This is a genomic window from Pseudomonas sp. NPDC089547 (assembly GCF_050280665.1).
Lineage (GTDB): Bacteria > Pseudomonadota > Gammaproteobacteria > Pseudomonadales > Pseudomonadaceae > Aquipseudomonas.
This window is the reverse complement of the sequence record NZ_JBNNVS010000011.1, coordinates 53,507-75,816: the sequence shown is the minus strand read 5'-3', so window position 1 is coordinate 75,816 and position 22,310 is coordinate 53,507. Positions and strand designations below refer to the sequence as shown.

Sequence of the window (22,310 nt, the reverse complement as noted above, 5' to 3'; positions counted from 1 at the left end):
GGGGCCCAGCCAATCCCGGTTGTCAATCACAGCAAAATGCCTGTTTAGCATATTATCAAATTGTTATTATGCTTTAAAATCATGATTAGCATAGATCCAAAAAGCCTTTCACAACCCCACCCACCCCACGCTATGGTCTACCCACCAAGACCGACCCCACACCTGGCGGAGGCCATCCACCACCGCCCCGCCAGGCAGTCTCCCCTGCATCACGCATGCGCTCCTGTCGCGGCCCGACTCGCCCACTCAACAGTACAGGAGCTTCACCCATGAGCCTCGAATTCATCGGCCTCATCGGCCCGCAGGAAAGCAGCGAATCCCAGGCGCCGCGAGGTCCGCTGGTTGATCTGGAGTTCATCAAGGCCTTCTCCCAGGCCCAGGAGTACGGCGGCTTCGACAAGGCGCTGCTGGCAGTCAACACCAGTGCGCCAGACTCGATGATCCTTGCCAGCTACGTGGCAGCGCTTACCGAGCGCATCGGCCTGCTGGTCGCCCACCGCCCAGGGTTCCAGGCCCCAACCTTCGCTGCCCGCCAGTTCGCCACCCTCGACCAGCTGAGCCGCGGCCGGGCCTCGATCAACGTCATCACCGGCGGCGACAGCGGCGACCTGCAGCGCGATGGCGACTTCCTCGACAAGGATGCCCGTTATGCCCGCACGGATGAGTACCTGCAGGTGCTGCGCAACACCTGGACCCGCCACGAACCCTTCGACCACCAAGGCACCCACTACCGCGTCGAGGACAACCTGACGCTGGTCAAGCCGGTACAGCACCTGCCGATCTATTTCTCCGGCGCGTCAGACGCCGCCGTCGAAGTGGCCGCCAAGCACGCCGATGTGTACATGATGTGGGGCGAGCCGCTGGAGCAGGTGCGCGAGCGCATCGCCAAGGTGCGCAAGGCCGCGGCCCGCTACGGGCGCGAAAAGCACATCCGCTTCAGCCTGTCGTTGCGGCCGATCCTGGGGGGCACCGAGGCCGAAGCCTGGGCCCGCGCCGAGCGTATCCTGGCCGACGCCCAGGAGCGCATCGGCATCCGCCAGGGCAACCGCCGCGAGAAGAACTTCGGCAAGAGCAATGCCGGCTCCGAACGCCTGGTGCAGCTGGCCAGCCAGCGCAAGGTGCATGACACCCGGCTGTGGACCGAGATTGCGGCGCTAGGGGGCGGTGCAGGTAACTCCACTTCGCTAGTGGGGACGCCGGACCAGGTGGCCGAGGCGGCGCTGGCTTATTACGAGCTGGGGGTTAGTACGTTCCTGTTCCGTGGGTTCGACCAGTTGCGTGATGCGGTGGAGTATGGGCAAGACCTGATCCCACGTATTCGGGCACTGGTCGAACAGCGCGAGGCCGGGCGCAGCGCGCGCACAGCCTAGGCCTCTACTCGCTGTACTGGCCCCTTCGCGGGCAAGCCCGCTCCCACAGGGATATCACTGCCTTCAGATTCGCTGACGCAGTTGTGGTCACAAGGAGCGTAACTGTTGCCAAGGCCAGTGAAATACCTGTGGGAGCGGGTTCACCCGCGAAGAAACCAACGCGGTGCATGGCACCGGCAAAGCCGGTGTTCGCGGGTGAACCCGATCCCACAGGTAAGGCGGCACGCCTATGTAAACTGGCAATTGACGCCAAGCCCACCCCATGCTCTCCTTATGCCTCACGTTCAGGTGCCCCTTTTGGGGTGAAACGGGAAACCGGTGCGTCGCACGCCCTCCAGCAGGGCAAGACAAACCCGGTGCTGCCCCCGCAACGGTAAGCGAGCGAAGCGTCCATACCACTGTGCCTTGTAGTGCGGCATGGGAAGGTGACGCTTTTCAGGAGCCCTGCTCCTCCTCGCAAGCCCGGAGACCGGCCTGGCGTTCACGAACAAACACCCCGCGGTGGGCGGGCGCTGTTGCATTCCCCTGGGCGATCACGCCCGGGGCTGCCGCGCTTGCCCGTTGCCCACAAAAAAGCAGAGGAACGCGTCATGCCCGTCACCAGCGCCAAGCAGCACAGCCTTGCCACCCCTGTCACCCTCAGCCAACGCCTGGTCATCGCCGTCGGCGCCAGCCTGCTGGGCCTGTGCCTGGTTTACTTCGCAGGTTTCTCGCACATCGAGGCCGTGCACAACGCCGCCCACGACACCCGCCACAGCGCCGCCTTCCCCTGCCACTGAGTACGCCTGATGATCACGCGCATTGCCCGTACCGCGGGCTTCAGCGGGCTGCTTGCGGCCCTGCTGCTAACCCTGCTGCAAAGCTTCTGGGTCGCACCGCTGATCCTTGAAGCGGAAACGTACGAATCCTCGGCGCCCGTTGCCCACCACGAACATGGCAGTGAAGTAGCTGCCCATGAACACAGCGCCGAGGCCTGGTCGCCGGAAGACGGCTGGCAACGTGTGCTGTCCACCACCGGTGGCAACCTGGTGGTCGCCGTTGGCTTCGCCCTGATCCTCGCGGCCCTGTACAGCCTGCGCGAGCCGCAGCGTGCCAGTACGGGTGCGCTGTGGGGCCTGGCCGGCTTCGCCGTGTTCTGCCTGGCCCCCACCCTGGGCCTGCCACCGGAACTGCCCGGTACTGCTGCCGCCGACCTGGGGCAACGCCAGGCCTGGTGGATCGGTACCGCCAGCGCCACCGCGCTGGGCCTGGCCTTGCTGGTATTCGGCCGCCACTGGCTGCTGAAGGCGCTGGGCGCCGTGCTGCTGGTAATCCCCCATGTCATCGGCGCACCACAGCCCGACGTGCATGAGAGCCTGGCCCCCGAGGCCCTGGAGACCCAGTTCAAGCTGGCCTCCTGGCTGACCAACGCGGCTTTCTGGCTGGCCCTGGGCCTGCTCAGTGCGTGGCTGTTCCGCCGCCCCAGCCAGGCCTGATGCCGGCCTTCTACGCAGGCTTCGGCTGCCGCCGGGGATGCCCGGCGGATACCCTGCAAACCCTGCTGCACCAAGCCCTGGCCAGCCAGGGCCTGGCGCTGGCAGACCTGCGCGGCATTGCCAGCATCAGCCTCAAGGCCGATGAAGCTGGCTTGCAGCAGCTGGCCGACCGCCTCGGCCTGCCGCTGGTGCTGTACCATAGCGCGCAACTGCAAGTCTTTGAGCCACTGCTCAGCCACCGCTCTGCCGCCGCCCATGCCCACAGTGGCTGCTGGGGCGTGGCCGAGAGCACGGCGCTGGCCTTGGCCAGCCAGCAGGCTGGCACTACAGCCCGGCTGTTACTGACCCGCCAGATACTGGGCCCGGCAACGATCGCCCTGGCCTGCTGAACGCTTCACTCCTTTTTCCTGCAAGGACTATCCATGACGGTCTACTTCATCGGCGCCGGCCCCGGCGACCCGGAACTGATCACGGTCAAGGGCCAACGGCTGATCCGCCAATGCCCGGTGATCATCTATGCCGGCTCACTAGTACCTGCCGCCGTGCTCGAAGGCCACCAGGCCCAGACCGTGATCAACAGTGCCGAACTGCACCTGGAACAGATCATCGCCGCCATGCGCTGCGCACATGAACAAGGCCAGGACGTGGCCCGGGTACACAGCGGCGACCCCAGCCTGTATGGCGCCATCGGTGAGCAGATCCGTCACTTGCAAGCACTGGGTATCGATTACCAGATCATTCCCGGGGTCACCGCCACAGCGGCCAGCGCCGCCCTGCTCGGCTGCGAACTGACCCTGCCGCAGGTAGCCCAGACGGTGATCCTCACCCGCTATGGCGACAGTTCGCCCATGCCGCCCGGCGAGCAACTGGGTGACCTGGCGCGCCATGGCAGCACCTTGGCAATACACCTGGGGGTCAAGCACCTTGCACGCATTGTCGAAGAACTGCTGCCGCACTACGGCGCGCAATGCCCGGTGGCTGTAGTGCACCGCGCCACCTGGCCAGACCAGGACTGGGTGCGCGGCACCCTCGGCAATATTGTCGAACGTGTCGCTGCCAAAGACTTCCGCCGCACGGCGCTGATCCTGGTAGGCCACGTGATGGGCGATACCCCGTTCGCCGAATCGGCCTTGTACCGCGCCGGGCACGCCCACCTGTATCGCCCTGGCGACTGAGCATTGCCAGCATTGCCACAGCCGTAGCAGACTCCGGGTTCCCGCCTGCAAACAGGAGTCATGGCCATGCTGGAATTACGCCCCAATTGCGAGTGCTGCAATACCGACCTGCCGGGCGACAGCCCCGATGCGCTGATCTGCTCCTTTGAATGCACGTTCTGCCGCACCTGCGCCGAAACCCGCTTTCAGGGGCGTTGCCCGAACTGCTCCGGCCAGCTGATGGCCCGCCCGACACGGGTTGGCCAGGCGCTGGCCAACAACCCTGCCTCCAGCCAACGTGTGAGCAAACCACACGCAGCCTGCGCCTAACCCCTCAAAATCAGGCATTACCGCTTGGTCAGCGGTGATGCCTTTCCCAATGCTTGTAGGAATTTTCGACGGCAGGCGCGCGAATTATCAACACTTCTATACTCGGCATTACCAAACCTCAGGATTGGTCGTATCGTGCAGCGCTTCCGATTAACCCCCTTGCAGACGTATTCCTGAGTGTTCCAGGAAGCGGACCACATCCCGACAGGAGTTTTCCTCATGACAACCGTGCTTATCGTCGACGACCACCCCATCGTCCGGCTGTCCATGCGCATGCTGCTCGAGCGCGAGCGCTTCCATGTCGTCGGCGAAGTCGGCAATGGCAGCGAAGTGGCGCAAGTGGCCCGCGACCTGCGTCCGGATGTGGTCATTCTCGACATCGGCCTGCCCGGCCTGGATGGCATGGAGGTCATCAAGCGCTTGCAATGCCTGGAACCGGTGCCAAAGATCATGGTGCTGACCGGCCAGGCCACCGACCTGTACGTACGGCGTTGCCTGGATGCCGGCATCGGTGCTTTCGTCACCAAGGATGAAGACTACGATGCGGTGCTGTTTGCCCTCAAAGCCTTGGTGAAAGGCTATTCCACCTTCCCGCAGATGTCGGTCAACAGCAACTCGCTGGAAAGCGAACCCGTGCGCCTGGCCAGCCTGTCGAACCGGGAAATGGAAGTGCTGCGGCGCCTGGCGCGCGGCGAGAACAACAAGAACATCGGCACCTGCATGAACCTCAGTGCCAAAACCATCAGTACCTACCGGGGCCGCATCATGGAGAAGCTCAAGACCGAATCACTGGTCGAGATGGTCGACCTGGCCAAACGCAACAGCGTCTACTGAGCCCTCGGCCGCCATGAAGCGCCTGCTGGCGTATATCCTTTTTGCCGCCGGCCTGGCAGGCGCTACCACGCTGCTGGCCAGCAGCGAACCTCGGCAGTTGCTGGCCCGCTCTATCAGCGCCGCCCCACCCCTGGAGCTGTCCAGCGAAGACCGGCACTGGCTGCAAAAACGCCAACACCTGGTGCTAGGCAGTTCGCGCCCCGACTATCCACCGTTTGAAATCAACGTCAGCCAACAGGAATACGAAGGCATTAGCGCAGACTACGCGGGCATCATCGCCGAGCAGCTGGGCATAAGTGTCGAGGTACGCCGATTTGACAGCCGCCACGAGGCCATCGCCGCGTTGCGCGAAGGCAGTATCGACCTGCTGGGCAGCTCCAATGCGTTCGAGGCGGCAGATGCCCAGCTCGACCTGAGCACCCCGTATGCCGAAGACCTGCCGGTGATCGTCACCCGCGAGGGCGCCAGCCTGAAAAACACACCCGACCTCGCCGGCCTGCGCCTGGCCATGGTCGATCATTACCTGCCGGCCAGCGCCGTGCGCAACTTGTACCCCAAAGCGCAGTTAAGCCTGTACCGCTCAACCCTTGCCGGGTTGGCTGCCGTCGACCTGGGTGAAGCCGATGCCTACCTGGGCGACGCCATCAGCACCGATTTCACGATTGGCAAAAGCTACCAGGGCACGCTGAAAATCGATCACTTCTGCCAGGTGCCGGCTGGCGCGTTCGCCTTTGCCCTGGCCAGTGACAACCCTCGCTTGCATCGCCTGGTCAATCAGGCGCTGGCCCGCATCACCGAAAGTGAGCGCCTGAATATCCTGCGCCGCTGGAGCAGTGGCAACACCAGCCTTCTGCTGCAGCGCCACATCACCGCCTTGAGCCAGGAAGAAGAAGCCTGGATCGCGGCCCACCCCAGCATCGACGTATTGGTCAACACATCGCTGGCGCCATTGACGTTCAACGACGGCGAACACCGCCCAACCGGGATCACACTGGACTTGCTGAAACAGATTTCGCTGCGCACCGGGTTGCAGTTCCGGCCGCTCGAAAGCGATTCGGCGCAGGCGATGGTCAAGCGCCTGGCCCGTGGTGATGCACACATGATCGGCGCCCTGGGCTACGGCGCCGATCGCTCGAAACAATTGCGCTATACCCGCCCCTACCTGGTCAGCCCTCGGGTACTGGTAACCCGTAGCGACAGCACTTACCCCGCACAAACCAAGGCCCTGGATGGCCAGCGCATTGCCCTGGTACGCGGCTCACCGCAGCGGGCGCTGCTGCAACAACGCTATCCGCAGGCGCGGCTGGTCGAAGTGGACAACCCGCTCGGGCTGATGGAAGCCGTGGCCGGTGGGGCTGCCGATGTTGCACTGGGTAGCCACATCAATGCCGACTATTACATCAACCATGTATTCAAAGGCCGCTTGCGCATCGCCAGCGTGCTGGATGACGACCCGGCCATTGCCGCGTTTGCCGTGGCTGCGGACCAGCCGCAGCTGCAGGCCATCCTCGACAAGGCGCTGCTGAGCATCCCACCCGAAGAGCTGAACCAGCTGATCAATCGCTGGCGCACCAGCACGTTGGTCAGCGACAGCCCATGGCGTGACTACCGCACCCTGGCGTTGCAGGTGCTGGTGCTATCGGCCCTGCTGCTGGCGGGCGTGGTGTTCTGGAACAGCTACCTGCGCAAGCTGATCAACCAGCGCACCGAGGCCCAGCACGCGTTGCAAGCGCAACTGGCCCTGAGCCGCGGCCTGCTCGAACAATTGCGCCAGGCCAAGGACGACGCCGAACAGGCCAGCCAGACCAAAAGCACCTTCCTGGCCACCATGAGCCACGAGATCCGCACCCCGATGAATGCCGTGATCGGCCTGCTGGAGCTGGCGCTGGAAGACAGCCGCAGCGGCCGCTACGACACCCAGACCTTGCAGACCGCCCACGATTCGGCCATCGGCCTGCTCGAACTGATTGGCGACATTCTCGATATTTCCCGTATCGAGTCTGGGCACATTACCTTGCAGCCGGTTCCTACCAACCTGGTCGAGCTGCTACGCGCCACGCTGCGCGTGTTCGAAGGCAACGCCCGGGCCAAAGGCTTGCATCTGCACGGTGAGCTGCCTGGCGAGCCGGTCTGGGTGCTGGCAGACCCGGTGCGGCTGAAGCAGATCCTGTCCAACCTGATCAGCAACGCCATCAAGTTCACTGACCGCGGCGAGGTTCAGGCCAGCTTGCTGCTGCCTCCAGCCAATTCGCACGAGAAGCTGACCATCGAACTGTCTGTGCGTGACACCGGCATCGGTATCAGCCCCGCCGATCAGGCGCGGCTGTTCAACGCCTTCGTTCAGGCCGACGGCCCACGGGCACGCCAAGGGGCTGGCCTGGGCCTGGTCATCAGCCGTACCCTCGCCGAGCTGATGGATGGCAGCTTGAGCCTGCAGAGCGTGGAAGGCGTCGGCACCAAGGTACAAGTCAGCCTGCAGTTGCCAGCCTGCCCGGCGCCAGCGCCGGCAGAGCCACCTGTTCCGGTAGCTGAAAGCAGCGGTGGCCCACTGAGTATCCTGGTGGTCGACGACTACCCTGCCAACCTGCTGTTGCTGGAAAGGCAACTGCACTCCCTGGGGCATCACGTAACCCTGGCAGAAAACGGCCAGGTCGCGCTGGAACGCTGGCAGGCAACGCGCTTCGACCTGGTGATCACCGATTGCAGCATGCCGGTCATGGATGGCCATGAGCTGACCCGGCGCATCCGCAGCCTTGAAGCCGAAAACGGCCTGCCGACATGCCAGATACTCGGCGTGACAGCCAATGCCCAAGCCGAAGAGCGCGCCCGCTGCCTGGCCAGCGGCATGGACGAATGCCTGTTCAAGCCTATCGGCTTGCGCACGCTCAAGGCACACTTGCCGCAAGCCGGCACGCACGTGCAACCCCCGCGCAGCAGCAGTTTCAACCTGGCCGAATTGCGCCACCTGACCCAGGACGATGAACAACTGACGCGGCACTTGCTGGAGCAGCTGTCAATCAGCGTTGCTGAGGACCTGGCCGCGTTGCGCGCATTGGCGCCAGAAGCCCCTGACGAAACCGTGCGCAACCTGGCCCACCGCATCAAGGGCGGGGCGAAGATGATCCGGGTGCGCACGGTGGTCAGGCATTGCGAAGCCATTGAAGCAGCTCACGCGCAGGGGCTGCCGACGGTTCAGCAACGCGCGCAGCTGCAAGCCAGCCTGCAAACGTTGCTGAACGAACTGAGTGATGCCCTCAGTGCAATTGCAGGGTCGAACTGATCTGGCTGATGGCATCCACGACGTGACGTGAACCCTGCTGGATTTCCATGATCACCGTGCCGGCCTCATTGGCCAGCGCAACCCCATGACCGGTACGGGTCAGGCTTGACTGCATGCTGGCCACGGCCAGCAGCGAAAGGTCGTGGTTCTGCCGCACCACATCGACGATTTCCAGCGTGGCCTTGCTGGTGCGCGCAGCCAGGTTACGTACTTCGTCGGCCACCACGGCAAACCCACGCCCGTGGTCACCGGCACGGGCCGCCTCGATGGCCGCGTTCAGGGCCAGCAGGTTGGTCTGGTCGGCGATGCCGCGAATGGTCAGCACGATCTGCCCGATCACATCTGACTGTTTGCTTACCGCATCGATACTGCGCGCCGCGTCGTTCAGTTCCTGGGATATCTGCTCGATCACCTGTACTGCCTGCTGCACTACCTCGGTTCCCTTGCGTGCGCAAGCATCGGTCTGCATGGAGCTGGCATGGGCGGCGTCGGCGGCACTCTGCTGGGTGCAGACCTGGCGGGTAATGTCGCTGGCGAATTTCACCACCTTGTGCAAACGGCCCTTGCTGTCGAAGATGGGGTTGTAGGAAGCCTCCAGATAGACCATCTGGCCCTGCTTGTTGATGCGCTCGAAACGGTGCGAGTGGTATTCGCCGCGATTGAGCGACGCCCAGAACTCACGGTACTCGGCCGACTCACGCTCATGCGGCAGGCAGAACAACCCATGATGGCGGCCCACAACCTCTTCCAGGCGATAACCCATGGTATCGAGGAAGTTCTGGTTCGCCTTGATCACCCGGCCTTGCGGGGTGAACTCGATAACCGCCATGGAACGGCCGATGGCCTTGAGCAGGCTCTCGCTCTCATGCTCCTGCATCACCCGCTGGCTGATGTCGGAGGCCACCTTGATCACGCTGGTGACCTGGCGCTGCTCGTCCAGCACCGGCATGTAACTGGCCTCCAACCAGACCTCGCGGCCGGTTTTGTCGAGGCGTTCGAACGTACCGCTGATGGCTTTGCCCTGGCCCAGTTCGCGCCATAGTTGTTGATACTCGGCACTTTGCGCGTAAGCCGGTTCGCAGAACATCCGGTGGTGCTTGCCACGCAGTTCGTCAGCGCTATAACCCATGGCCTGGCAGAAACGCTCATTGGCATCGAGGATGGTGCCATCCGGGGTGAACTCGATCATCGCCATCGAACGGCTGATCGCTGCCATTTTGGCTTGTGTGCTGGCCAGAGCTTGGTGACTACGCTGGATTTCTACCAAATCGGCCTTGCGATGGAAGTCGAACATGACGCCGGGCTCCTTTATGCGCGGTGTCCTGAGCATAGATCGCCGTTGGCGCCGTGCAAGCACAGTGCTATCACTTTGGGATTACTACATTTTCATGAACCCGAACTGTCACTGCATGCGCAGCCTTGTGCTCAGGAACTTTCCCGCACCATCAATTCAAACCCCAGGTCTTGCTGCGCGTTCGGCACCCGCTTGCCATCAAGCAATGCCAACAACGCTTGCGCTGCCCCACGCCCGACTGCGGCCCGTGGCGTGCGAATCGAGGTCAGCCGCGGCACCATGTGCGCCGAAGCCGGCAAGTCGTTGAAACCGACCATCGCCACCTGCCGGGGCACTTCCACCCCTTGGCGCAACGCCTGCAGCACCGCGCCCTGGGCAAGGTCGTCGTTGCAGAAGAAGATACCGTCGACATCTGGCGCCTGTTGCAACAACTGGCTGAACAGTGCGCTGCCCAAGGCGATGGACGACGGCTCTGGCGTCAGCACCTCCAGTTCGGTGGCCTGCATGCCTGCCTCGGCCAGCGCCTGGCGGAAGCCTTCGGCGCGCTGCATCACGCGTGGGTCAAGCTGCGCGGCAATGAACGCCAGGCGCTTGCGCCCGCGCTCGATCAGGTGCCGGGCAGCAGCGCGCCCGGCCTGCTGCTGCGAAAAACCGACGGACAATGCCCCAGCCTCGCCATTGAGTTCCATCATGTGAACACAAGGCACACCACTGGCGGCCAGCATCTGCCGCGCCGCATCGCTGCGCTCGAAACCGGTCAACAGCATGCCGCAGGGCTGGTAGGCCAGGTAATTGCGAATCAGGTTTTCTTCTTCGGCAAGGTCGTAGTGATAGTTGCCGATCAACACTTCCAGCCCACGCGGGCGCATGACCTCGTGAATGGCTTCCAGGGTGTCGATGAACAACTGGTTGGACAGCGACGGTATCAACACCACCACCGACTGGCTGCGGGCAGAGGCCAGGGCGCGGGCGGCCGGGTTGGCCACGTAGCCCAGGCTCGCCGCAGCAGCGACAACCTTTTCGACCAGGTCCGGCGCAACCGTGCTGACCCCGCGCAAGGCACGCGAAGCAGTGATTGGGGAAACCCCGGAAAGCCTGGCAACTTCTGCCAGGGTGGGACGACCTGTAGTGCGGGAGCCGGTGCGGGACATGGATGTTGTAATTTTACTACTTGCAAGGATGGGGAACGGCCACTAAGGTAGCGCTGTCTCAGGACGCAGGCAATGTAATCTTTGGTAGCAGCCAGCACGCGCTCGCCACCAAGCGTCCATACTGCGTAAGGACAAGACCAATAACACCGGGGAGGTGGCTGTTCGTCGGCGACGAGACAGCGCTATCTCACCCCGCAGGAGGTACTGATGAATTCTCCCCTGTCCGCGATCGTGGTGATGGGCGTGGCTGGTTGCGGCAAAAGCTGCATCGGCGCCGCCATCGCTGCCAGAAGCGGCGGCCGCCTGATCGAAGGCGACGCTTTTCACCCTGCCGAAAACATCCGCAAGATGAGCGCTGGCATTGCGCTGGACGACGGCGACCGTGCCGGCTGGCTGGTACGCCTCGGCGAAGAGCTGCAGGCCACCACCCAGGCTGGGGAGCGCCCGATCCTGACCTGTTCGGCACTCAAGCGCCGCTACCGCGACACCCTGCGCGATGCCATGCCTGGGCTGGTGTTCGTGTTCCTTGAGCTTTCGCCCGCCGAGGCAGAAAAGCGCGTGCGGGCCCGGCCCGGGCACTTCATGCCGGCCAGCCTGATCGACAGCCAGTTCGCGGCCCTGGAGTCGCCAACCGGCGAGCCACTGACCTTGCCACTGGACGCCACCCTGCCCGTCGACGTGCTGGCCGAAGCGGTAGACCGCTGGCTAAAGCGCTGCGGTGAGCCGGGCCTGGCGCAAACCGCCTGACCCGGCGGCTTTTCCGGCTCACCAAAGACAGCGCTACCCCGACCCGCAAACGCGGGCAAAAGTTCCAAAAAGCTACGCCCAAAACAACGATAAGACCGAGGCCTTCAAACCATGTTCGGACTGGCTACTGATACCTTCCTGCTGCTCGACGCGCTGGTTACCATCGTCGGGCTGATCCTGCTGATCACCCACTTCAAAGTGCACCCCTTCGTCGCCCTCACCCTCGCGGCCGGCTTCCTGGGCCTGACCTCCGGCATGCCGGTGGCCAAGGTCATGAAATCGTTCCAGGACGGTTTTGGTGGCGTGCTTGGTTTCGTCGGCATCGTGCTGGCCCTGGGCACCATGCTCGGCAAACTGATGGCCGACTCCGGAGGGGCCGACCAGATCGCACAAACCCTCATTCGCGCCTTCGGCAAGAAGAACGTGCACTGGGCCATGATGTTCGCCGCCTTCCTGGTGGGCATCCCGCTGTTCTTCGAAATCGGCTTTGTGCTGCTGATTCCGCTGGTGTTCATTGTCGCCCGGCGCTCCGGCGTTTCGCTGGTCAAGATCGGCATACCCCTGCTGGCCGGCCTTTCCGTGGTTCATGGCCTGGTGCCCCCGCACCCGGGCCCGCTGCTGGCAATCGGCATCTTCCATGCCGACATCGGCAAGACCATCTTCTACGGCCTGATCGTGGCCCTGCCCACCGCGATCATCGCCGGCCCGCTGTTCGGTAACTTCATTTCCCGCTATATCCCGGGCAACCCGTCCCAGGAACTGATGGACCAGATCGCCAAGGAGTCCGACCAAGGCAACCTGCCAAGCTTCAGCATCACCCTGATCACCGTGCTGCTGCCTGTAGCGCTGATGCTGCTGAAAACCTTCGCCGACGTGGTGCTGCCGGCCGAACACATCGTGCGCCAGTGGATGGACCTGATCGGCCACCCCATCACCGCCCTGCTCGCGGCCCTGTTGCTGGCGTTCTATACCTTTGGTTCGGCCCGCGGCTTCAACCGCCAGCAGATCATGAAGATGCTTGACCAGAGCCTGGCCCCCACCGCCGCCATCGTGCTTATCGTGGGTGCCGGCGGCGGCTTCAAGCAGATGCTGGTGGACACCGGTGTGGGCAACGTGATCGGCCAGATGGCCGTGCAGGCAGAGATCTCGCCCATCATGCTGGCCTGGCTGGTGGCGGCGGTGATCCGCATCGCCACCGGCTCCGCCACGGTCGCTACCATTACCGGTGCAGGCATTGTCGCCCCGGTCATCGACCTGGTGCCGGGGGTAAACCGCGAGCTGCTGGTGCTGGCCACCGGTGCCGGCTCGTTGATCCTGTCGCATGTGAACGACGCCGGCTTCTGGCTGGTGAAGCAGTACTTCAACATGACCGTAGCGGAAACCTTCAAGACCTGGAGCATGATGGAGACCATTCTGTCAGTGGTCGGCATCATCTTCATCATGCTGCTGTCGCTGGTGGTGTAACCGTTGATCGGGGTGATGGCACCTTGAGCTTTCGGGTGGGGCCAAACGCAAGTACGCGCCCTACCCGACGCAAAGGAGCCTGCCATGACCCGACCAAGCATCCTGCTGATTGCCCTGCTCACCTCGCCGCTGGCCCTCGCAGTCGGCACCGACCCCACCTACCCTGACGACCCGCACAACCCGGCGCCAAGGCCGGGTGTGGACAGCACGCTCAACCCGATCGAAAAGCCCATGCCACGGGATACAGATACGCGCATCAAGGGTAATGATCCGGACAGCCCGCCGGCGGAGCAGAATGACGACCGTGATTTGCCGGGGATGGATGGAAGTGGCAAAGAGGGTGTGAGCCCTCAGCGCAATAGCGGCACAAGTACAGGTAACCCCTGAGTACGCGCCCCCTGTAGGAGCGGCCTTGTGTCGCGAAAGGGCCGCAGCGCGGCCCCAGGATTTCAGCCTGATGTTGATATTGCTGGGGCTGCTGCGCAGCCCTATCGCGACACAAGGCCGCTCCTACAAAAAGCAAAACTGTGCTTGCTTTACCACTGACGCTTGTCGGGCCGGGTCAGCCCCAGCTTTTCGATCCGATAGCGCAGCATGTCACGCGACAACCCCAGCATCCGCGCCGACTTGGTCACATTCCAGTCCGTACGGTCCAGGGTCTTGCACACCAGGTCGCGCTCCATGTCCGGCAAGCTGGTACCCGGTTCCGGTTCATGCCGCGGCATTTCATATACAGTCGCCGAGGGCTGAGCCACCAGCGGCTCGTCCACCAAGGTCATGCACAGGTTCAGCTGGTGCGCCTGCACCACCTCGTTCGGGGCCAGCAGCACGGTCTGCTCCAGCATGTTGCGCAGTTCACGGACATTGCCCGGCCAGCTGTAACCCAGCATCAGGCTCTCGGCCTCGGCAGAAAAACGCAGGTTCGGCTTGCCATAGCGCCGGCCATGGTGGGCCAGGAAGTGCCGTGCCAACAGCAGCACATCCTGCCCACGTGCATACAGGCGCGGTACTTTGAGGGCAATGATGCGCAGGCGGAAGAACAGGTCGCGGCGGAACTTGCCCTGCTGCACCATCTGCTCCAGGTTGCAGTTGGTGGCGCTGATCACCCGCAGGTCGACCTTGCGCTCCTTCACCGCGCCTATGCGGCGGATGCTGCGGTCTTCCAGCAGCTTGAGCAACTTGGCCTGCAACACCAGGTCCATCTCGCCGATCTCGTCGAGGAACAAGGTGCCGCCATCGGCCGCCTCCACCAGGCCCACCCGGCGCTCCTTGGCATCGGTAAAGGCGCCCTTCTCATGGCCGAACAGCTCAGCCTCCAGCAGGTTGGCGGGTATCGAAGCGCAGTTGAACTCGATGAACGGCCCCTTGCTGCGCAAACCGTCAAAATGCAGGGCGCGGGCCACCAGCTCCTTGCCGGTGCCGGTCTCGCCCTCGACCAGTACCGGTGGCAGGTCGTCGCTGGCCATGCGCCGTTCGGCATCCAGCACCTGGCGCAGGGTGTGCTTGAGGGTGAGCATCGCCGGCGACTCGCCGATCAATGCCTGCAACCCGGACTTCTGCGCCTCGCGCTCCTGGTAGAACGACAACGTACGCTCCATGCGCTCGGCAGCCAGGGCCTTGTCCAGGGTCAACTTGAGCTCGGCCAGCACCACCGGCTTGGTCAGGTAATGAAAGGCGCCCTCCTTCATGGCCTGCACGGCATCCTCGACGTTGCCGTAGCCGGTCATCATGATCACTTTCAAGTCCGGCGCCTGCGCCACCAGGGTACGCAGCAGGTCATGCCCGCTCATGCCCGGCAACGAGTTGTCGGTCAGCACCGCGTCAGGCTGGGCCCGCTTGATCTGTTCCAGCGCCAGTTCTGCACTGTGGCACACGCTGACCTCATAACCCTTGAGGCTGAGGTAGGTGCGAATGTTGTCGGCAAGGATTTCATCATCCTCGACTACCAGGATGCTCTGCTCCATGGTCCCCTCCCGCTGCGATGTTGAATGTAAGGCTGACGCGGGTTCCTTCCTCTTCGCGGCTGCTCAAACTGACCGAGCCGCCAAAACGTTCCATGATGCGTTTGACCAGGACCAGGCCTACGCCAAGGCCGCCCTGCTTGGTGGTGTAGAACGGCTTGAACACCATCCGCTCCTGCTGCTGGCTCATGCCTTTGCCTGTGTCGGTGAGCACGAACTCGGCACGATGGCCTTCGCGCACATTCACCTGGGCAGTCAGCATGCCGCCTGTAGGCATGGCCTCCAGGGCATTGGAGAACAGGCTGTTGAGAATCTGTGTGAGCTGCAGCGGCTGGCTGGCCACCCACTGCACATCGGGCCCCTCGAAATGGAAGCGCACACCACTGCGTTCGATCTGCTGGACGAACGCCAGGTGGGTGTCTTCGATGGCCGCCACCAGGTCCACGGCCTCGGCCTCGTCGCTGGCCGGGCGCAATGACACCAGCAAGTCGCGCACCCAGCGCGACATGCGGTCCACCTGGCTGATGATGTCGGTGATGTTCTTCTGCGCCGCAGGGTTGGCAATTTCCTGGGCCAGTTCGGCGCTGGAGCGGATGTTGGCCAACGGGTTGCGCAGGCTGTGCGCCACTGCCGACGACATCTCGCCCAGCGCCACGTAGGTTTCACTGGCCACCAGGCGGTCCTGCTGCAGGTGCAGCATCTGCGCTGCCCGGCGCACGATCCAGAACAACCCGAAGTAGATCAGTGCGCCACCCACCAGGGTCGAGGCCCAGATCAGCACATAGCCGCGCTGGATACGCCGTATCAGGTCCTGCGGCTCCTTGTAGATTTCTACCATGGCCATTACCTGCTCGCCCTGGCTGTCGAACAGCGGAATGTAGTTTTCAATGAACAGGTAGCGCGGTTCACGCAGGAACTTCTGCTCTTCACGGTCTTCAGCGGCCTTGTGGTAGCTGGCCGACACCGCCTTGCGCGAGCGGAAGGCGCGATCCAGGTCGCCATCGGCTTCTATTCGCTTGCCGATCAGTTCCACGTTGGTGGACCAGACGATGGTGCGATCGCGAGCATAGACATTGGCCAGCAAGGTGTCTGGCAGGTGCTCGACATGGTCGAGAAACTCGATCCGGGTCGACTCGGCCAGCGCCGGGGTGAACTGCAAATGCTGAAGGTCCAGGCGCGGGTCCAGCAACTCGCCCATGGTGGTGCCCGGCGGTAACTGTGAATGGCGGACCTCGGCCTGGGCCATGGCCTGGATGAATTGCGCGGTCAGCATGGCATCGCGCTGCACGCTGTCACGTACCACGAAGCGCGTTGACACATAACCCAGCCCACCCGCCACTGCGGTGATGATCAGCAGGCTTATGACCGAAAACCAGCGCAGCAGGTTGAACTCACGCAATGGCACGGCCAGACCGCTGGGGGTCGCACCGGGCTTTTCGCGAACTTCGTCTTCCAGCATCTGCATCGCGTGATTCCCGCACAGGCCGTCCGTTCGGTGATGCCTCAAGGCCAACAGCAGCAGCCCGTTGATAGCACCCCGCCTGGGCAGCCGAAGCTGCCTTTTGTCGCGTGTTGCGCTCTGCAAATCACATAGCAAGAACCTGACCACAAAAATATAAATGGTTATTTATCAATTACTTACAACATATTATTAATCCAGTCTGTAGGGAAAACCCCCACACTTGGGTAATTTTCACCCAAAAACATGTAAATACACTTAAATCAACAACTTATAAGCATTTCTTAATAGCTATCAGGAGGTCTTGGCCAAGCGGAAACACAACGACACGCGCGTACCATGGCCCTCTGTGCTACTGAGCCTGACCGAGCCGCCGAAGCGTTCCATGATGCGCTTCACCAGCACCAACCCCACCCCCAGCCCACCCTGTTTGGTGGTGAAGAACGGCCGGAAGGCCATGCGCTGCTGCGCTTCGTTCATGCCTTTGCCATTGTCGGACAGACGCAGTGTCAGGTTTCGTCGGTCCTGCCGTACCACCTCGACACGCAGCCGTCCGCCCTGCTCCATCGATTCCAGGGCATTGGCGATCAAGCTGCTGAAAATCTGCCGCAGTAACGCCGGGTGCCCCACTACCTGTACCGCCGGTAACGGTTGCAGGTCCAGGCTGACCCCACCGCGTGCCAGCGGTACCGCGTAGGCTTGCAGGCTTTCTTGCAGGGCCTGCGGCAAGTCCACCGCCACCGCTTCATCATTGAGCGGCCGCAACGACTGCAGCATCTGGCGGATCCACTGCGACATGCGGTCGACCTGGCCGATGATGTCGTTGACATTGCGCTGCGCCGGGCCTTCGTCGAACGCCTGGGCCAGCTCGGCACTGGAACGGATGCTGGCCAACGGATTGCGCAGGCTGTGAGCCACCGCCGATGACACCTCGCCCAACGCCACATAAGTTTCATTGTTGATCAGCCGCTTCTGCTGCACCGCCAGCAACCGCGCAGCGCGGTGCATGATGCCGTACAGGCCGACGTAGACCAGCGCGGCGCCGACGGTGATCGCCAGCCAGATCAGGATCAGGCCATGCTCGATGCGCACGATCAGGTCATGGGGTTCCTTGTAGATCTCGACCATCGCCGTCACGTGCTCGCCATCGGCATCGAACAGCGGAATGTAGTTTTCGATGAACAGCTGCTCGGGCGGGGTGACGAACTTCTGCTCGGAACGGGCCTGTTCGAAGTTGTGGTAGCTGGCAGACACCCGCATCTTGTACTCGAAAGCCCGGTCCAGGTCGTCATCGCCCTCGATCAGCTTGCCGATCAGCGCCGGGTTGCTGGACCAGATCACCGTGCGGTCCGGGGCATAGATGTTGGCCAGCAGCATGTCTGGCAAGTGGGCGATATGGTCAAGGAACTCACCACGCGCCTTGCGCCGGGCATCCGGGTCGACATCGGGCAGGTTGCTGCGATCGGTGCGCGGATCAAGCAACTCGCCCATGGTACGCACGTTGGGGATCGACACATGGCGTACTTCGGCATCGGCGATGGAGGTGATGAATTGCGCGGTGAGCAAGGCATCGCGCTCCACGCTCTCATCGATGATGAAACGACTGGAAATCAGCCCCAGCCCTGCAGCCACCGACAGGATGATGGCCAGGCTTACCCAGGCGTACCAGCGTAAAAGGTTGAACGGCTTGCGCGGGGCAGCCAGCTCGTTACCGGCAGGCACTTCGAGAGCGTCGGAACGAGGGGCGATGTCCATGGCGGACTCCACATCTGGGCACCTTCAAAAAGTTATAGCCCAGAGTTGGGGAAACCATAGTGCTAAATTAATGGCATCCGCCGAAGGGTAATTTCTGGGCCTCATGCGATGCCTGTGGGAGCGGGCAAGCCCGCGAACACCGGCGCAGCCGGTGCCATCCATCGCGTCGCCTGCTTCGCGGGCTTGCCCGCTCCCACAGGGATCGCGCCAACTTCAAGATTCTGTGCAAGACGGTTCTAGAAAGGCGAATCATCTGCCAACCCCTGCAATTTGCGGTACTCGCGCAGCACCGCAGGCACGTAGCGCCGGGTCTCGGCAAACGGCGGCACCGCGCCGCGCCGCATGACGGCATCCGGCCCTGCATTGTAAGCCGCCACCGCCAGGGTGATGTCGTTGTCGAACAGGGTGAGCATGCGTTTCAAGTAGCGTGCCCCGCCCTGCACGTTGTCTTCCGGGTCCAGGCGGTCTTCAACGCCCATCTCGCGGGCGGTATCGGGCATCAGTTGCATCAACCCCACCGCGCCTGCCGGCGAACGGGCCTTGGGGTTGTAGCCGGATTCTGCCTTGATCAGCGCATGCAACAACGCCGGGGGTACGTTGTGGATGCGTGCCGCCGTGGCAACCACTTCGGCATAGGGGCGGCCCGTGATCATCTGCGCATTGGCCGGGCCAGCCTGGGCCAGCGGCTCGTTGATCACCTTTTCATAGTGGCGCCCGGGTCGGTGGACGTTGGTCAGTACGTAGCCGCCCTTGGCATCGATGGAAATGTACACATCGGCCTGGGCAGTACCTGCCGCCAGCCAGATCAAGCCAAGGATGAGTCCACGCATGTCGGTCGCCTCTTCGTCGTGGCCCCCGATGTGGGGGAAATGCCCCGGAAAACCCGAGGGTTTTGACCACGACGCAAGCACTGTGCCGCTTCCAGTGCCGCATGGTGCAAGGCCCCGAGGCAGACGTGCACGGCTGTTGCATGGTGCCTGTCAACGCATGTCCCCATGGCGTGGAGGGCTTCACCATGCAGCGCAGAACCAACCCGCAACGTGGCTTCACCCTGCTCGAACTCCTGGTGGTACTGGTGGTACTCGGCCTGTTGGCCGGCATCGTCGCGCCCAAGTACTTCAGCCAGCTCGGCCGCTCCGAGGCCAAGGTGGCACGGGCGCAGATAGAAGGCTTGAGCAAGGCCCTGGATTTATACCGGCTGGAAGTCGGCCACTACCCCAACAGTGAGCAAGGCCTGCAAGCCCTGGTTGTCGCCCCCAGTGGCGAGCCACGCTGGACCGGCCCCTACCTGCAGAAGGCGGTGCCGCAGGACCCGTGGGGCCGCCCGTACATCTACCGGCAACCCGGCGAAAACGGCGGTGAGTACGACCTGCTGTCGATGGGCAAGGACGGCCAGCCCGGTGGTGACGGGGAAAACGCCGAAGTCACCAGTTGGCAGTAAGGAGAGCAGCCATGCGTTACAGCCTAAAGGCCCTGGGCAGACAGGGCGTGGTGCAGTTGCAGATCGACGCCGAGGACGCCGACCACGCTCGCCGCCAGGCCGAGGACCAGGGCCTGCGGGTGCTCAGCCTGCGCGGCAATGGCAGCGCCCTGCGCGGCATGGCCTGGCGCCGTGAGGCGGTGTTTGACCTGGTGCTGTTCAGCCAGGAACTGTCGACCCTGCTCAATGCTGGCCTGCCGTTGATCGATGCACTGGAAAGCCTGGCCGAAAAAGCCCCCGCATCTGCCACCCGCAAGGTGCTGGCCGAGCTGGTGCGCCAACTGTACGAAGGCCGTTCGCTGTCACAGGCACTGGGCCAGCAACCCCGGGTTTTCCCTCCGCTGTATGTGGCGCTGGTGCAGTCCAGCGAACGCACTGGTGCCCTGGGCGACGCCCTCGCCCGCTACATCAGCTACCGCCAGCGCCTGGACCTGGTACGGCAGAAGTTGGTGGGGGCCTCGGTCTACCCGTTGCTGCTGTTGCTGGTGGGGGGTGGGGTGGTGCTGTTCCTGCTCGGCTATGTGGTGCCGCGTTTCAGCCAGGTGTTCGAGGGCATGGGTACCGAGCTGCCTTGGCTGTCACGCATGCTCATGCAGATCGGCCTGTTCCTGCACGCCCAGCAACTGCCGCTGGCGCTGGGCACGGCCGGTGGGGTCACGGCGCTGTGGCTGCTGCGCCGCCATCCCCGCGTGCGGCGCTGGGCCTCGTGCCAGTTGCGCCGCCTGCCGGCGCTGCACCAACGCTTGATGATGTACGAGCTGGCGCGTTTCTATCGCTCGCTGGGCATCCTGCTGCAAGGCGGCATTCCCATCCTCACCGCCATGGGCATGGCTCGCGGCCTGCTTGGCAGCGCAGCGGCCCAAGGCCTGGAACAGGCCAGCCAACGGGTGGGCGAAGGGCTGCCGCTGTCCGATGCACTCGAGGTGGGGCACCTGGTTACGCCGGTGTCGCTGCGCCTGCTGCGGGCCGGCGAACAGTCCGGCAACCTGGGCGAGATGCTGGAGCGCTGCGCCGACTTCCATGACCAGGAAATCGGCCGCTGGGTAGAATGGTTCGTCAAGCTGTTCGAGCCGCTGCTGATGACCTTTATCGGCCTGCTGATCGGCCTGATCGTCATCCTGATGTACATGCCGATCTTCGAACTGGCTTCAAGCATTCACTGAATCGCCAGGCCCAGGCTTTCGCGCAACGTGGTGCCTTCATAGGCTGTGCGGTATACCCCACGCGCCTGCAGCAGCGGCACCACCTCCTGGGTAAACCGGCGGAACTGCCCGGGGTGGCCGATGTAGATGTTGAAGCCGTCCAGCGCCCGCGCCTCGAACCATTCGGCCATTTTTGCCGCGACCGTCTCGGCCGAGCCGACGAAGGCGCCCGGGCGTAGCTTGCGCCCGAACTCCACCGTCTGGCGCAGGCTCAAGCCCTGCTCCCGGGCTTGGTCGGCAATGCGCTTGGCGTTGGTGAAGAAGCTGCTGCGGGCATGCTCCAGGCTTTCCTGGGGGAACGGTGCATCGAGGTCGTACTGGCTGAAGTCGTGCCAGCCGAAGTTGCGCCCGAACTCCTTGAGCGCCAGTTCAAAGCTGTGGTCCTGCTGGTGGTAATGGCGCTCGATCTCACGGGCGTGTTCGTCAGTGTCGCCCACGTAAATCTCGGCCCCGGGCAACACCAGCAGTTGCTCCGGGTCGCGCCCCAGCCGCTCGGCGCGCGCTTTCACATCGCGGTAGAACGCCTGGCCCTGCTCGATGCTGGCAGCGTGGGTGAAGATCACATCCGCGGTGGCTGCCCCCAGCTCACGCCCCTGCTGCGAGTCACCGGCCTGGAAGATGACCGGCTGGCCCTGTGGCGAGCGCTGGATGTTCAACGGCCCTACCACCGAGAAGTGCTCGCCCTTGTGGTTCAAGGCATGCATCCGGCCTGGGTCAAGGAATTGCCCGGTGGCACGATTGCGCGGGAACGCGCCGTCCTCATAGGACTGCCACAGGCCCTGCACCACCGCCACGTGCTCCTGGGCACGGGCATAACGGGTGTCGTAGTCATAGTGCTCGTCACGGCCATAGTTGCCGGCGGTGCCAGCGTCGCCGCTGGTGACCACGTTCCAGCCGGCGCGCCCCTTGCTGATCAGGTCCAGCGAGGCCAGGCGGCGGGCAACGTTGAAGGGTTCGTTGTACGACGTGGTCAGGGTGCCGACCAGGCCGATATGGCGCGTGGTTACGGCCAGTGCCGAGAGCAGGGTCAGCGGCTCCAGGCGGTTGAGGTAATGCGATGGCGAACCGGGGGTGATGTACTGGCTGTCGACAATGAACATCAGGTCGAACAACGCGGCTTCGGCCTGGCGGGCGATGTCGATGTACCAGTCGATGTTGACGCTGGCATCGGCGGGCAGCTCCGGATCGAGCCACAGGTTGTGCCGGCCCGGGCCGCCACAGCCCATGGTCAGGGCGCCGAGTTTGATCTTGCGGGTGGTCATGGTCATTCCTCAAAAAGGCTGTTGTCTGTACCGGCCTCTTCGCGGGCTTGCCCGCTCCCACAGGTACCGCAGAGCGCTTGAGCATTGCGCAA

General features: G+C 63.4%; 19 protein-coding genes, 2 pseudogenes and 1 riboswitch. Of the genes and pseudogenes, 13 read left to right on the top strand and 8 right to left on the bottom strand.

The window, feature by feature from the left end; all coding sequences use genetic code 11:
- The first annotated feature begins 269 nt into the window (after nucleotides 1-269).
- The 8 genes from ACQKPZ_RS10470 (at nucleotide 270) to ACQKPZ_RS10435 (ending at nucleotide 8,443) form a co-directional block, all read left to right on the top strand.
- Nucleotides 270-1,370, top strand: coding sequence for an LLM class flavin-dependent oxidoreductase (locus ACQKPZ_RS10470; RefSeq protein WP_427537502.1), 1,101 nt, complete (start codon nucleotides 270-272; stop codon nucleotides 1,368-1,370).
- Nucleotides 1,371-1,639: 269 nt separating this feature from the next.
- Nucleotides 1,640-1,862: riboswitch (cobalamin riboswitch) on the top strand.
- A gap of 98 nt (nucleotides 1,863-1,960) precedes the next feature.
- Complete coding sequence (locus ACQKPZ_RS10465) at nucleotides 1,961-2,149, top strand: CbtB domain-containing protein (RefSeq protein ID WP_391136798.1); 189 nt, start codon at nucleotides 1,961-1,963, stop codon at nucleotides 2,147-2,149.
- A 9-nt stretch (nucleotides 2,150-2,158) separates the two neighbouring features.
- On the top strand, nucleotides 2,159-2,845 hold the full coding sequence (locus ACQKPZ_RS10460; protein ID WP_391136801.1) for a CbtA family protein: 687 nt from the start codon (nucleotides 2,159-2,161) through the stop codon (nucleotides 2,843-2,845).
- The gene (locus tag ACQKPZ_RS10455; RefSeq protein WP_427537499.1) at nucleotides 2,845-3,234 is read left to right on the top strand and encodes a cobalamin biosynthesis protein; all 390 of its coding nucleotides are present in this window, start codon (nucleotides 2,845-2,847) and stop codon (nucleotides 3,232-3,234) included. The genes ACQKPZ_RS10460 and ACQKPZ_RS10455 overlap by 1 nt, the downstream gene beginning before the upstream one ends.
- A 33-nt stretch (nucleotides 3,235-3,267) precedes the next feature.
- Nucleotides 3,268-4,020 carry a precorrin-4 C(11)-methyltransferase gene (gene cobM / locus ACQKPZ_RS10450; RefSeq protein WP_427537496.1) on the top strand — a complete coding sequence of 251 codons (753 nt, stop codon included), beginning with the start codon at nucleotides 3,268-3,270 and terminating at the stop codon, nucleotides 4,018-4,020.
- 66 nt (nucleotides 4,021-4,086) lie between these two features.
- Entirely contained in the window at nucleotides 4,087-4,329 is a 243-nt protein-coding gene (locus tag ACQKPZ_RS10445) for a DUF1272 domain-containing protein (RefSeq protein WP_427537493.1), read from the top strand.
- A gap of 219 nt (nucleotides 4,330-4,548) precedes the next feature.
- Entirely contained in the window at nucleotides 4,549-5,163 is a 615-nt protein-coding gene (locus ACQKPZ_RS10440; RefSeq protein WP_391136813.1) for a response regulator, read from the top strand.
- 13 nt (nucleotides 5,164-5,176) lie between these two features.
- Nucleotides 5,177-8,443 carry a transporter substrate-binding domain-containing protein gene (locus tag ACQKPZ_RS10435; protein ID WP_427537490.1) on the top strand — a complete coding sequence of 1,089 codons (3,267 nt, stop codon included), beginning with the start codon at nucleotides 5,177-5,179 and terminating at the stop codon, nucleotides 8,441-8,443.
- On the opposite strand, the pseudogene ACQKPZ_RS10430 reads toward ACQKPZ_RS10435, so the two are convergent.
- The 3 genes and pseudogenes from ACQKPZ_RS10430 to ACQKPZ_RS10420 form a co-directional block, all read right to left on the bottom strand.
- A pseudogene (locus ACQKPZ_RS10430) lies at nucleotides 8,418-8,843 on the bottom strand (methyl-accepting chemotaxis protein); the annotation flags it as partial. The gene ACQKPZ_RS10435 and the pseudogene ACQKPZ_RS10430 overlap by 26 nt on opposite strands.
- 111 nt (nucleotides 8,844-8,954) lie before the next feature.
- A pseudogene (locus tag ACQKPZ_RS10425) lies at nucleotides 8,955-9,632 on the bottom strand (PAS domain-containing protein); the annotation flags it as partial.
- Between the two features lie 236 nt (nucleotides 9,633-9,868).
- On the bottom strand, nucleotides 9,869-10,888 hold the full coding sequence (locus ACQKPZ_RS10420) for a LacI family DNA-binding transcriptional regulator (protein ID WP_427537487.1): 1,020 nt from the start codon (nucleotides 10,886-10,888) through the stop codon (nucleotides 9,869-9,871).
- Nucleotides 10,889-11,095: 207 nt separating this feature from the next.
- Here ACQKPZ_RS10420 and ACQKPZ_RS10415 point away from each other — a divergent pair, with 207 nt between their 5' ends.
- From ACQKPZ_RS10415 to ACQKPZ_RS10405, 3 genes are all read left to right on the top strand, one after another.
- Nucleotides 11,096-11,635, top strand: a complete 540-nt coding sequence (locus tag ACQKPZ_RS10415; protein WP_391136822.1) for a gluconokinase — start codon at nucleotides 11,096-11,098, stop codon at nucleotides 11,633-11,635.
- A gap of 111 nt (nucleotides 11,636-11,746) precedes the next feature.
- Nucleotides 11,747-13,099, top strand: coding sequence for a GntP family permease (locus ACQKPZ_RS10410; RefSeq protein WP_028698893.1), 1,353 nt, complete (start codon nucleotides 11,747-11,749; stop codon nucleotides 13,097-13,099).
- An 84-nt stretch (nucleotides 13,100-13,183) separates the two neighbouring features.
- Nucleotides 13,184-13,486: a hypothetical protein gene (locus ACQKPZ_RS10405; protein ID WP_427537484.1), complete on the top strand. Its 303-nt coding sequence runs from the start codon at nucleotides 13,184-13,186 to the stop codon at nucleotides 13,484-13,486.
- Between the two features lie 149 nt (nucleotides 13,487-13,635).
- Here the strand turns inward: ACQKPZ_RS10405 and ACQKPZ_RS10400 are convergent, their stop codons facing one another.
- The 4 genes from ACQKPZ_RS10400 to ACQKPZ_RS10385 all read right to left on the bottom strand — a co-directional run bounded on the left by ACQKPZ_RS10400 (nucleotide 13,636) and on the right by ACQKPZ_RS10385 (nucleotide 19,104).
- Complete coding sequence (locus ACQKPZ_RS10400; RefSeq protein ID WP_391136828.1) at nucleotides 13,636-15,063, bottom strand: sigma-54-dependent transcriptional regulator; 1,428 nt, start codon at nucleotides 15,061-15,063, stop codon at nucleotides 13,636-13,638.
- Entirely contained in the window at nucleotides 15,032-16,525 is a 1,494-nt protein-coding gene (locus tag ACQKPZ_RS10395) for a sensor histidine kinase (RefSeq protein ID WP_427537481.1), read from the bottom strand. The genes ACQKPZ_RS10400 and ACQKPZ_RS10395 overlap by 32 nt, the downstream gene beginning before the upstream one ends.
- A 288-nt stretch (nucleotides 16,526-16,813) precedes the next feature.
- Nucleotides 16,814-18,274: a sensor histidine kinase gene (locus ACQKPZ_RS10390; RefSeq protein ID WP_427537478.1), complete on the bottom strand. Its 1,461-nt coding sequence runs from the start codon at nucleotides 18,272-18,274 to the stop codon at nucleotides 16,814-16,816.
- Nucleotides 18,275-18,510: 236 nt separating this feature from the next.
- The gene (locus ACQKPZ_RS10385; RefSeq protein WP_391136837.1) at nucleotides 18,511-19,104 is read right to left on the bottom strand and encodes a lytic transglycosylase domain-containing protein; all 594 of its coding nucleotides are present in this window, start codon (nucleotides 19,102-19,104) and stop codon (nucleotides 18,511-18,513) included.
- 185 nt (nucleotides 19,105-19,289) lie between these two features.
- Between ACQKPZ_RS10385 and gspG the strand changes: the two genes are divergently transcribed.
- Complete coding sequence (gene gspG, locus ACQKPZ_RS10380; protein WP_403195765.1) at nucleotides 19,290-19,715, top strand: type II secretion system major pseudopilin GspG; 426 nt, start codon at nucleotides 19,290-19,292, stop codon at nucleotides 19,713-19,715.
- A gap of 11 nt (nucleotides 19,716-19,726) precedes the next feature.
- A complete protein-coding gene (locus tag ACQKPZ_RS10375; RefSeq protein ID WP_427537475.1) occupies nucleotides 19,727-20,917 on the top strand; it encodes a type II secretion system F family protein in 1,191 nt (396 codons plus the stop codon).
- On the opposite strand, the gene ACQKPZ_RS10370 is transcribed toward ACQKPZ_RS10375, so the two are convergent.
- Nucleotides 20,911-22,218, bottom strand: a complete 1,308-nt coding sequence (locus ACQKPZ_RS10370; protein ID WP_427537472.1) for an LLM class flavin-dependent oxidoreductase — start codon at nucleotides 22,216-22,218, stop codon at nucleotides 20,911-20,913. The genes ACQKPZ_RS10375 and ACQKPZ_RS10370 overlap by 7 nt on opposite strands.
- Nucleotides 22,219-22,310: the final 92 nt, after the last annotated feature.

Bases quoted from the DNA above. Each gene is read 5' to 3' on its own strand.
- gspG (WP_403195765.1), top strand. From the start codon at position 19,290: ATGCAGCGCAGAACCAACCCGCAACGTGGCTTCACCCTGCTCGAACTC.
- ACQKPZ_RS10400 (WP_391136828.1), bottom strand. From the start codon at position 15,063: ATGGAGCAGAGCATCCTGGTAGTCGAGGATGATGAAATCCTTGCCGAC.
- ACQKPZ_RS10405 (WP_427537484.1), top strand. From the start codon at position 13,184: ATGACCCGACCAAGCATCCTGCTGATTGCCCTGCTCACCTCGCCGCTG.
- ACQKPZ_RS10410 (WP_028698893.1), top strand. From the start codon at position 11,747: ATGTTCGGACTGGCTACTGATACCTTCCTGCTGCTCGACGCGCTGGTT.
- ACQKPZ_RS10415 (WP_391136822.1), top strand. From the start codon at position 11,096: ATGAATTCTCCCCTGTCCGCGATCGTGGTGATGGGCGTGGCTGGTTGC.
- ACQKPZ_RS10395 (WP_427537481.1), bottom strand. From the start codon at position 16,525: ATGCAGATGCTGGAAGACGAAGTTCGCGAAAAGCCCGGTGCGACCCCC.
- ACQKPZ_RS10440 (WP_391136813.1), top strand. From the start codon at position 4,549: ATGACAACCGTGCTTATCGTCGACGACCACCCCATCGTCCGGCTGTCC.
- ACQKPZ_RS10460 (WP_391136801.1), top strand. From the start codon at position 2,159: ATGATCACGCGCATTGCCCGTACCGCGGGCTTCAGCGGGCTGCTTGCG.
- ACQKPZ_RS10370 (WP_427537472.1), bottom strand. From the start codon at position 22,218: ATGACCACCCGCAAGATCAAACTCGGCGCCCTGACCATGGGCTGTGGC.
- ACQKPZ_RS10390 (WP_427537478.1), bottom strand. From the start codon at position 18,274: ATGGACATCGCCCCTCGTTCCGACGCTCTCGAAGTGCCTGCCGGTAAC.
- ACQKPZ_RS10435 (WP_427537490.1), top strand. From the start codon at position 5,177: ATGAAGCGCCTGCTGGCGTATATCCTTTTTGCCGCCGGCCTGGCAGGC.
- cobM (WP_427537496.1), top strand. From the start codon at position 3,268: ATGACGGTCTACTTCATCGGCGCCGGCCCCGGCGACCCGGAACTGATC.
- ACQKPZ_RS10465 (WP_391136798.1), top strand. From the start codon at position 1,961: ATGCCCGTCACCAGCGCCAAGCAGCACAGCCTTGCCACCCCTGTCACC.
- ACQKPZ_RS10455 (WP_427537499.1), top strand. From the start codon at position 2,845: ATGCCGGCCTTCTACGCAGGCTTCGGCTGCCGCCGGGGATGCCCGGCG.
- ACQKPZ_RS10375 (WP_427537475.1), top strand. From the start codon at position 19,727: ATGCGTTACAGCCTAAAGGCCCTGGGCAGACAGGGCGTGGTGCAGTTG.
- ACQKPZ_RS10445 (WP_427537493.1), top strand. From the start codon at position 4,087: ATGCTGGAATTACGCCCCAATTGCGAGTGCTGCAATACCGACCTGCCG.
- ACQKPZ_RS10385 (WP_391136837.1), bottom strand. From the start codon at position 19,104: ATGCGTGGACTCATCCTTGGCTTGATCTGGCTGGCGGCAGGTACTGCC.
- ACQKPZ_RS10470 (WP_427537502.1), top strand. From the start codon at position 270: ATGAGCCTCGAATTCATCGGCCTCATCGGCCCGCAGGAAAGCAGCGAA.
- ACQKPZ_RS10420 (WP_427537487.1), bottom strand. From the start codon at position 10,888: ATGTCCCGCACCGGCTCCCGCACTACAGGTCGTCCCACCCTGGCAGAA.